General features: G+C 48.7%; 1 protein-coding gene. It reads right to left on the bottom strand.

The window, feature by feature from the left end:
- Window positions 1-546, bottom strand: a 546-nt coding sequence (locus R7R24_RS29695; RefSeq protein WP_318120587.1) for a glycoside hydrolase family 2 TIM barrel-domain containing protein, incomplete at both ends; no start/stop codon positions are given.

The raw sequence follows: 546 nt of genomic DNA on the forward strand, positions 1-546 counted from the left end.
TTTTTCCACGCGGTCCACGCCCACTGCGCGACCTTTTAGGTGGTCGTTGTCATGACGGTTTACACCATGCAGCATCACGTATTGATTGTTGATGTAAAACAGGCCATCGCGCACTTTGATGTCACGGAAACCCACGCGTTGTGGGATCACTTCCACTACGTTGCCTTGGTGATCTTTTAAGGTGATGAACAAGTGGTAAAGGTAAGGATTTTCAGCCGTCCAATGCGTTGGGTTCACCATATCAATCGCAAAGCTTGTTGAGTGGTGTTTTTGGATAGTCAGTGAATCGCATTGACCACTTGCTACGACAGTGCGTTTGTCATGCAGCGCGTATTCCAGCGTATAGCCAGACGCGATAGCGGTGGAAAGGTTTTCCAATTCGATTTGAGCACTGAGCGTCGCACTTTGGTAATCGTCGGCGAAATCGGTGCGAATTGTTAGGTCTTGGACGTGAATGTTCTCTTTTCCGATTAGGTAAACATCACGGAATATCCCCGCCGTCCACCACATGTCTTGGTCTTCAATGTAAGTGGAATCGGCCCACTG

The sequence above is a fragment of the Vibrio sp. 704 genome (assembly GCF_033339295.1).